This window comes from Clostridium sp., from assembly GCF_036639235.1.
Classification (GTDB): Bacteria; Bacillota; Clostridia; order Clostridiales; family Caloramatoraceae; genus Clostridium_AB.
On sequence record NZ_JAVWJB010000020.1, the window covers coordinates 1,854 to 10,999 of the forward strand.

At 33.3% G+C, this 9,146-nt stretch carries 9 protein-coding genes; all 9 read right to left on the reverse strand.

The features are described from left to right. Positions 1-947: murein biosynthesis integral membrane protein MurJ (murJ, locus tag RR539_RS06505; protein ID WP_332500266.1), on the reverse strand; the 947-nt coding region annotated here is incomplete at its 3' end. 76 nt (positions 948-1,023) lie between these two features. Next, entirely contained in the window at positions 1,024-1,737 is a 714-nt protein-coding gene (locus tag RR539_RS06510) for a WecB/TagA/CpsF family glycosyltransferase (RefSeq protein ID WP_332483520.1), read from the reverse strand. Between the two features lie 2 nt (positions 1,738-1,739). Beyond that, complete coding sequence (locus tag RR539_RS06515; protein WP_332500267.1) at positions 1,740-2,855, reverse strand: glycosyltransferase family 4 protein; 1,116 nt, start codon at positions 2,853-2,855, stop codon at positions 1,740-1,742. 78 nt (positions 2,856-2,933) lie between these two features. After that, positions 2,934-4,232 carry a nucleotide sugar dehydrogenase gene (locus RR539_RS06520; RefSeq protein ID WP_332483522.1) on the reverse strand — a complete coding sequence of 433 codons (1,299 nt, stop codon included), beginning with the start codon at positions 4,230-4,232 and terminating at the stop codon, positions 2,934-2,936. Next, a complete protein-coding gene (locus RR539_RS06525) occupies positions 4,225-5,475 on the reverse strand; it encodes an O-antigen ligase family protein (RefSeq protein ID WP_332500269.1) in 1,251 nt (416 codons plus the stop codon). Before RR539_RS06525 ends, RR539_RS06520 begins: the two co-directional genes overlap by 8 nt. A 17-nt stretch (positions 5,476-5,492) precedes the next feature. Further along, a complete protein-coding gene (locus RR539_RS06530) occupies positions 5,493-6,146 on the reverse strand; it encodes a sugar transferase (RefSeq protein WP_332500270.1) in 654 nt (217 codons plus the stop codon). Continuing rightward, positions 6,109-7,236 carry a DegT/DnrJ/EryC1/StrS family aminotransferase gene (locus tag RR539_RS06535; protein WP_332500278.1) on the reverse strand — a complete coding sequence of 376 codons (1,128 nt, stop codon included), beginning with the start codon at positions 7,234-7,236 and terminating at the stop codon, positions 6,109-6,111. Before RR539_RS06535 ends, RR539_RS06530 begins: the two co-directional genes overlap by 38 nt. A 47-nt stretch (positions 7,237-7,283) precedes the next feature. Beyond that, on the reverse strand, positions 7,284-8,315 hold the full coding sequence (locus RR539_RS06540; protein WP_332500272.1) for a glycosyltransferase family 2 protein: 1,032 nt from the start codon (positions 8,313-8,315) through the stop codon (positions 7,284-7,286). 16 nt (positions 8,316-8,331) lie between these two features. Beyond that, on the reverse strand, positions 8,332-9,146 hold an 815-nt coding region (locus tag RR539_RS06545), incomplete at its 5' end, for a glycosyltransferase (protein ID WP_332500273.1).

Sequence of the window (9,146 nt, forward strand, 5' to 3'; positions counted from 1 at the left end):
AATGTCTTTTTAAAGTCCTGAATCTCATTTCTTGCTATTTGGGTATTCATAACAGGAAATAAAGTAGTTGCTATACCCATTGCAAATATTCCAAGTGGTAAAAGCATAACTCTATTTGCGTATCTAACTAATGAAATAAATCCATCACCTACAAGTGATGCAATACTTTGGTTAATTACTATATTAAGCTGACTTACGGATAATCCAATAATAGCTGGAATCATAAGTGCAACCATTCTTTTAAATCCTGGGTCCTTAAAATCTATAGTTAACTTAAGATACTTATTTCCCCCAACACGTCTAAAGTCTGGGATCTGTACTATAAAATTAAGAAATGCTCCTAAAATAACTCCTATTGTCATTCCATAAATTCCAAGGGAAGTTGCTCCTAGTATCATCGCTCCTAGTATCATACCTACATTGTATAGAACTGGTCCTATAGCAGGTGCTGTAAATATTTTATATGAGTTAAGAATACCACGAAGAAGTCCCGCAAGTACTGTAAAAGTAACTGCTGTAAACATTATTTGGGTAAGCTTAACAGTTAAATCAAATCCTCCAGGTACCTTAATCATTCCTGGTGCAATAATAGGTACTAGATATTTTGCAAACATCATACCAAACACATTAAAAACTAATATAAAAATCAAAGATACAGTAATAAATGAGTTTGCAGACTTCCATGCATTTTCTTCCTCACCCTTTGCAAGGTATGAAGTAAATACAGGCATAAACCCTGAACTTAATGCTCCTGCAATAAGTAGGTTAAACATTACGTCAGGTATAGTAAACGCAGCAAAAAACGCATCTGTTTCTACTGATGCTCCATAAACATTAGCAACTATAACCTCACGAACAAACCCAAGTAATCTACTTAATAGAAGAGTTAACATAACAATCATCGTTGCTCTTTGTATATTCTCTTCCTTCTTCTGAGTACATCCCATAATTTCTCTCCTTAACACAACATATCCTTAAATTATAATTGACGTAAATAATTTATTCAACAAACCTAGGATACTATTATCTAGTCTTTTTAAGTGCCTTAAACATAAACTTTGGTAGTGCCTTCATTCTACTTATTCTAGTAGGCTCCTTATAAAGTCTATAAGCCCACTCCATGTTGCAGCTTTGCATCCACTTAGGAGCTCTGTTTATGTCACCTGATATAACATCAAGACTTCCACCTACGCCCATAAACACATTTGCATTTATCTTATCCTTGTTATCAATTATCCATTTTTCTTGCCTTGGACTTCCCATAGCAACAAAAACAATATTAGCCTCTGATGCATTAATCATATCAATAACCTTATTGTTATCAGTAAAATATCCATCTTGAGTTCCAACTATATTAAGTCCCTTAATTTCATCTTTAAGGTTCTTAGACGCTCTTTCTATAACATCTTTCTTCGCACCAAGTAAGAATATCTTATATTCCCTTGTTGCTCCAACTGAACAGATATTTTTAAATAGGTCAATTCCAGTAACCCTTTCTTTAATCTTACCCTTCTTAATCTTAGATGCTAATACAACACCACTTCCGTCAGGTATCTTAATATCTGCACTATTAATAAGCTCTAATAACGCCTTATCTTCCTGTGCCTTCATAATCTTTTCTGGATTTATTGCAACAATAAATGCTTTTTCATTATTTGATATAGTGCTATCAACTTTCAGTAGTACCTCATCCATACTAAGGGTTGATACCTCTACTCCTAAATATTTTTCACTCATTATTATTCCTCCAACAAAATGTTATTCCAAATCTTCTCGTAAGAATCACCTAAAGCCTTAATAGAAAACTTATTTAGTATATCATTATGTAAGTTATTTCCCATGCTTTCTCTGGCTTCTTTGTTGTCAATTAAGTATTCAATAGCACTTGCTATGCTTACCTTATTTCCTGGTTCTATTAGAAGCCCGTTATAATTATCACGAATAATTTCTCCTATACCTCCAACATTTGAAGCTATAACTGTTTTATTATATAACCCTGACTCTAATATAACAAGTGGAAAACTCTCTGAATGGGAAGTTAACACTGTAAAATCTGATATATTATAGAAATCCTCAGGTGATTTAAATCCTAAAAATACTATATTGTCTTTAATCTTCATATTCTCTAAATATTCTTTAAGACTATCTAGATAATCCCCATCCCCTACTAATAATATACATGTATTGTGTAGCTTGTGTGATATACTCTCAAGGGCATTAAAAAAATCTTTGTGTCCCTTAATAGGGTGCATTCTTGCAACCATTGAAATATATCTATCGTAAATAGGAAGTGAGTGCTTAGTTATAATCTCCTCTCTACTTAAGGTAGATAATTTCCCGTTTACATCTATTCCATTATATATTGTAAATATCTTATCACCATTAAATCCTCTACTAACAAGTAGGTTCTTAAAGCTCTCTGATACTGCTATATAATAATCAAATGACTTTAAAGCCATCTTATTAATTCTTGTATATATAAATGTTTTGTAGTTATTTCCCTTATAATCACTTTCATAGTCACTATGAATAACTGTTATAAACCTTGCATTGTAAGTTTTCTTTAAGAAAAAACATACAAAGTTAGCACGTCCTCCATGTGATGTAATTATATCTACATTATTATCTCTACATATTTCTTTAATCTTACCTACAACTGATAGATCAAACCTCTTACTTTGGGTAACTAAATATACATCAAGTCCTAGTCTTAATGCTTCCTCATATAGTTTGCCCTTAATAAAACATATAATAATATTTTTAGTTTTTCTTATTTTCATTTCCTCAGCAAGGGATAAAAGATGCTTCTTAGAACCGCCAACTTCTCCCCCACTTATAATATGAGCTACAATCATATAAACCTCCAAAAAAATAAAAGGGTATTTTAAAATACCCTTTTATTATATCAAAATATTATTAATTAATATATATTGTTATATTGTAGTGTAAACTATGTTAGCGTCCTTTAGTTCACCCTTAATTGATGCAAATAGGTTTCTTGTATCGAATACAACAGCATCCTTATTAAGACCCTTTACTAAATCAGCTGATGTAATAGCATCAAACTCTTTTTGCTTAGCAAGTACTATAATAGCGTCCTTACCGCTTAATACTGTATCAAGTGAATCTACCTTATAATCGTAAGTAGTTGGTACAGCTGGGTCAAATGCTTCAACCTCTGCTCCTGCTTTAATAAGAAGGTTAACAATTTCTATTGGTGGACTTATTCTATCATCGTTTGAGTAGTCCTTCATAGCAAGGCCTAGAACTCCAACCTTAGCTCCCTTAAGATCCTTAGATACACTGTTTAGTGCATCCTTTAGAATATTAACCATAACGTTTGGTAGATCAGCATTCTTCTCACGGCAAAGCTTTAGTATGTCCATGCTCATTCCCATTTCAGTAGCCTTAGGCTCAATATAGTGGTATGCGTTTGGTATACAGTATCCACCTACTCCACAACCTGGAGTTAGAAGATTAACTCTCTTATGAGTGTTAGCTACTTCAATAACTTCATGTATGCTGATTCCAAGTGATTCTGTAAATCTAGCAAACTCTTGTACCATCGCTATATTAACGTCTCTTTGAACATTTTCAAATACCTTTGAAGTTTCAACAACCTTAATGTCACTAGCAACAATAACAGGTGTTTGACATACAACTTCAAGAAGCTCCTTAGCTCTTTTTGCACTTTCTTCGTTAATACCAGCTGTTATAGTTGGCATATAAGCAAACTCTTCAAATGCAAATCCTTCAGCTATTCTCTCTGATGAGTATGCAAGGTAGAAGTCTACTCCTGCCTTCATTCCTGACTCTGCCTCTAATATAGGAAGAATCTTATCTTCAGTAGTTCCAGGTACCACAGTACTTCTTACAAGTACAAGATCACCCTTTTTAATAAGCTTTCCAATGTCTTTACAGCAAGCTATAACCTCAGTCATTCCAACTGTTAAAACTATATTATTACATTTTTGTAGTGCATCAGGAATATCAGCAGTAGCTCTGTATCTTCCAGCAGCTAGCTCTTCCTTAAGTATTGTTTGGATTGTCTTACCATCAAAACACTCTGTGTGGTGAGTTATACCTGCGTTTGTTTCGTTAACTAGTTTCTCTAGTATATCTACTCCATATACGTTACATCCTCTAAATGAGAAGCTTAGTGAAAGTGGAAGACCTACAAATCCTTGTCCAAACACTGCAACATTTTCTAAGTGACTTTTAACCTTATTCATGGTTTACTACTCCCTTCGTATTTTCAATATAGTATCCCTTATACAGCATTGCTGCTATTATCCATACCATTACATTTAATTGAGGTATAAACATTAGGTTGTTAAGAAAGTTCTGGAATAGATATGAGGCTATAAATCCTATAAATGAAAGTGTAGCCAGTTTGTATCTTTTTCCGAACCTATATGCCTTAATTATTAAATATGTTAAAGAGGAATATATCATAAGAAATGATGCTCCCCCAATTATACCAAGTTCTGCAAACATCTTAATATAAGAATTATGTGCAGTAAATAATGTTCTTGTTGCGTAAAGTTCCTTATGCACAGTTATATACTCATAATATCTATAATAGAAATTACCGTTTCCAACTCCAAGTAATGGATGGTCCTTAAGCATCTCAAGACCTGTTTTCCATATCTTTACCCTTGTATTATCCCCAAGTGATGCAAAATCAAATATAGATAAAAATCTTACCCTAATACCTGGTACAAGAAGTGCCCCTGCTATAAGCACAGGTAGTGCAAGTAGCATCTTTCTATATCTAACAACAGCTATAATTCCAAGTCCTAGAAAGAACCCAAGCCAGGAACCTCTTGTTGATGTTAGAAGTAAATTTGAGAAAAACAATACAAATACAAGTAGGTTATATATTCTACTACCCTTTTTCTCTATAAAGCAAATAATCGGATAGAATATAACCATATTTATAGCTGCTCCCCAATAATTTGGGTTCTCAAATGTTGAGTATATTCTTCCTCTACCAAGCATCATACTAGAAGTAGCATCCTTAAAGCTTGATAAATCAAATATAAACTGAGATATTCCAAATAAAGCTGCAACTATCATAACAACATAAAAAATTGCAAGTCCTTTTCGTATAAAGTCGTTATCTGCAACAATTAACACAATATAAAATACTAGTGCATATTCTATAAACCTTATAGCCTCAGATACAACAATTACCTTGTTCTGTGCATATAAGATAGATGCAAGTGAAAGTACTGTAAACAGTATAATAAAAACAGCTAGTACCTTCATATGTGTTGATTTTAATATGTCTAAATACGACCTATCCTTAATATAACATTTAATTATGTATATTATACCAAGAAGTATAGCTAATCCTCCAAATACAGTATCAGCTGATATTGGTATAAATGATATTTTTGTTTTAACTGGAACTAGAGGTACAACTATAATGAAGGTATATAAAATAATATTTAGTATGTTTTTTAGTTTCATAACCTTACTCCTATACCCTAGTAAGCACCTTCTCCAAGTAATACTACTTTAAATGTTTTAAAGAATATTTTAATATCCTGTAAAATACTAAAGTCCTTAACATAGGTTACATCATATTTTATTGTTTCATGAAGTTCTAGATTACCTCTTCCATTAACCTGTGCAAGTCCTGATACACCTGGCTTAACTAGTAATCTAATCTTCTCATAATCGTTGTATAGGTTTGCTATGTCTGGAATCTCTGGTCTTGGACCAATTAAAGACATATCTCCCTTAAGGATGTTTATAAGCTGTGGAAGCTCATCTAAACTTGTTTTGCGAAGGAACTTACCACTTCTTGTAATTCTAGCATCCTGTTTATCTTGAAAAACAAAGTTATCAAGTGATTCTCTGTTTATCTCACGATTAAACATTTTGTCTGCATCCTTAACCATGGTTCTAAACTTGTAAATAGTAAACGGATTACCATTTACACCTACTCTTATCTGTTTAAAAACAGCTTCACCCTTAGAATCCATCTTAATCCATAAAATTAGGATTAAGAATACAGGACTTATTATTATTAATAGTAATAGTGAAAATAAAAAATCAAATAACCTTTTTATAAGTAATTGAAACTTCTTATTTTGTATACTACTTTCTATGCTCTTGAACGATTCTTGTGACTGCATCAATTACATCCTCCACATCCTGAGTGCTCATACTTGGATATAGTGGAAGTGATATCATTCCTTCAAATGCTTTCTCTGCTACTGGGAAGTCACCGTATTTATATCCAAAAGTCTCCATATAATATGGATGAAGATGAACTGGTGTATAGTGTACACTTGTACCTATATTTTCCTCAGCTAAACACTCAATAAATTTATTTCTATCTATTGTTAGCATGTCTTCCTTAATTCTTATTACATATAAATGCCAAGCGTGTCTGTTCCCTTCTACTTCACATGGAGTAATAATCTCATTAAGCTTTCCTAGTGCTTCATTATATCTATCAGCATATTCTTTTCTAATATCCTGCATCCTTTGGATTTTGTCTAATTGACAAAGTCCAAGTGCTGCCTGCATATCAGTCATATTGTACTTATATCCAGGGTATAGTATATCGTACGCCCATGAACCACCCTTAGCAAATCTGTTCCAAGCGTTCTTGCTCATACCATGAAGACTCATAAATCTTGCCTTTTCTGCAACCTCGTCACTGTTAGTTGTAAGCATTCCGCCTTCACCTGTACAGATATTCTTAGTAGCATAGAAACTAAACGCTGCAGTGTCACCTGTAGAACCTATCATATCACCCTTATGAGTTGTATATACAGCATGTGCTGCATCCTCAAGAACTAGTAGATTATGCCTTCTTGCAATTTCTCTAATCCTTTCAAGATCACATGATTGTCCTGCATAGTGAACAGGAACTATAGCCTTAGTTTTTGAAGTTATCTTCTCTTCTATTTTATCCGGGTCAATACACATAGTCTTCTCATCAATATCAACGAAAACCGGTACTGCACCTGAGTGTATTATCGTATTTGAACTAGCTGCAAATGTTAATGGAGTAGTTATTACCTCATCACCTTCACCAATTCCATTAGCAATAAGTGCTATATGTAGCGCTGCTGTACATGAGTTCATAGCAATTGCATGCTTTGCTCCTACGTACTCAGCAAATCTCTTTTCAAATTCTATTGTTTTAGGTCCCTTAGAAAGCCAATTTGACTTTAGGGTATCAACAACAGCTTCTATTTCCTTCTCTTCTATCATTGGAAGAGCGTATGGTAAAAATTCTGCTCTACTCACCTTAAAAACACCTACCTCGACATTTTTGTATTCTTGTTTATTCTATCATAATTTTTGCTTATGTGGAAAGTATAAATACCTTCTAAAAATCCTAGTCCATAACTTGCATGAAGTATTAAAAAGCATAGCATAATTCTTGGAACGTATTTATATTTTTTATTACATGCCTTAACAGCATATACACCTGCAAGTAATGTATATAGTCCAAGTACTCCAAAATACATAACCCTTAATATACTTGAGAATATACTTGCTATACCACCAAGAATTACTCCACATACAAATATTAAAGGAATTAGATGTCTAACTGACGCAGGCTTCTTGTGCTTTTGAATAACCCTAACCTTCCAAAAGCCATATTGATAATATTGTCTCCATAGCTTAGAAAGTGATCCTCTTGTATAGTAATGTGACTCTATACAAGGAGCTAAAAGCATTTTAAATCCTGCCTTACTTACTCTAAAATTCAGTTCATCATCCTGGTTTCTAACAAATTCTTCATCGAATAATCCAATCTTGTCAAAAACCTCCTTCTTATATGCTCCAAATGCAACAGTATCTACAAACTCTTCCTTATCTGAGTATCTGAAAAGTGCATTTCCTACTCCAAATGGTGAACCCATAGCAAGTGAAATAGCCTCTGATAGGTTGTTTTCACTAATATTTATAATTCTTCCACCTACAACAGCAACATTATCATCGCTTAATTTTTCTACACAGTATTTAACGTAGTCCTTATCCATGTAGGCATGGGCACCAAATATAATAATAATCTCACCCTTAGCTTGTTTAATTCCAAGGTTCATAGCTGATGGTGCTACCTTTTTCTCATTTATAACAAGCTTAATATTAGGCTCATTCTTTGAGTAGTTATTAACAATTTCCTGTGTTCTATCAGTAGACATACCGTCACATACTAGAACCTCAATATTTTCTATACCATAGCTTTGACTTGCCATAGAATCTATACACTTTTCAATGTAGTTTTCTTCATTTCTACATGGAATAACTATAGAAACAAACTTCTTTTTAGTATTATCCATTTTATATCTCCTTGAACTATTTATCTGTAATAGTCTTATAGAATTCATTTACTTCACTGAAATTCTTATCTACAGTGTAGTTCTCCAAAACAAACTCTATAGCACTTTTGCCCATCTGCTCTCTTAAATCCCTATTATCAATTAAGGTCTTAATTCCCTGGTATAAACTATTAACATCTTCCTTCTTAACAAGTATTCCTGTAACCTTGTCCTCAATGGTTTCAGGAAGTCCTCCTGCATCTGTTACAACTACAGGACGTCCTACAGCCTGAGCTTCAATTGAGGATACTCCAAAGCTTTCATGAATTGATGGAATAACCGCAATGTCCATTTTAGAAAATTCTACTGGAATATTATTAAGACTTAAAAAACCAAGAAACTCCACCCTATCTTCTATATTAAGTTCCCTTACAAGACTTTTTAATTCCTCTTCCTGTGAACCCTTACCTGCTATCTTTAGAAGTATATTCTCATACTCAAGTGTTAGCTTATGAAATGCACGTATTAAGTAGTCAATTCCATAGTGTGGTTCTAAGGTCTTAATAGTCCCTATAACAATGTTATCCCTGTCCCTATTTACATCTACTGGTTTAAAGATATTAGTATCCACTCCAAATGGAGTTATCATAATCTCCTTATTAGTATAAAGCTTCGTTTCCCTAGCCATATCGCGGCTAGTTGACATTAAATAATCTGCACTTTTAAGATTATGTTCTAATACCCTACGTTTTATACTACTGCCTCTAGGAAAGGTATATATATCACTTCCCCAGACTGACAGTACATAAGGATGAAACCCACATAGGCTACCAAGAAGTCCATAACTACTTG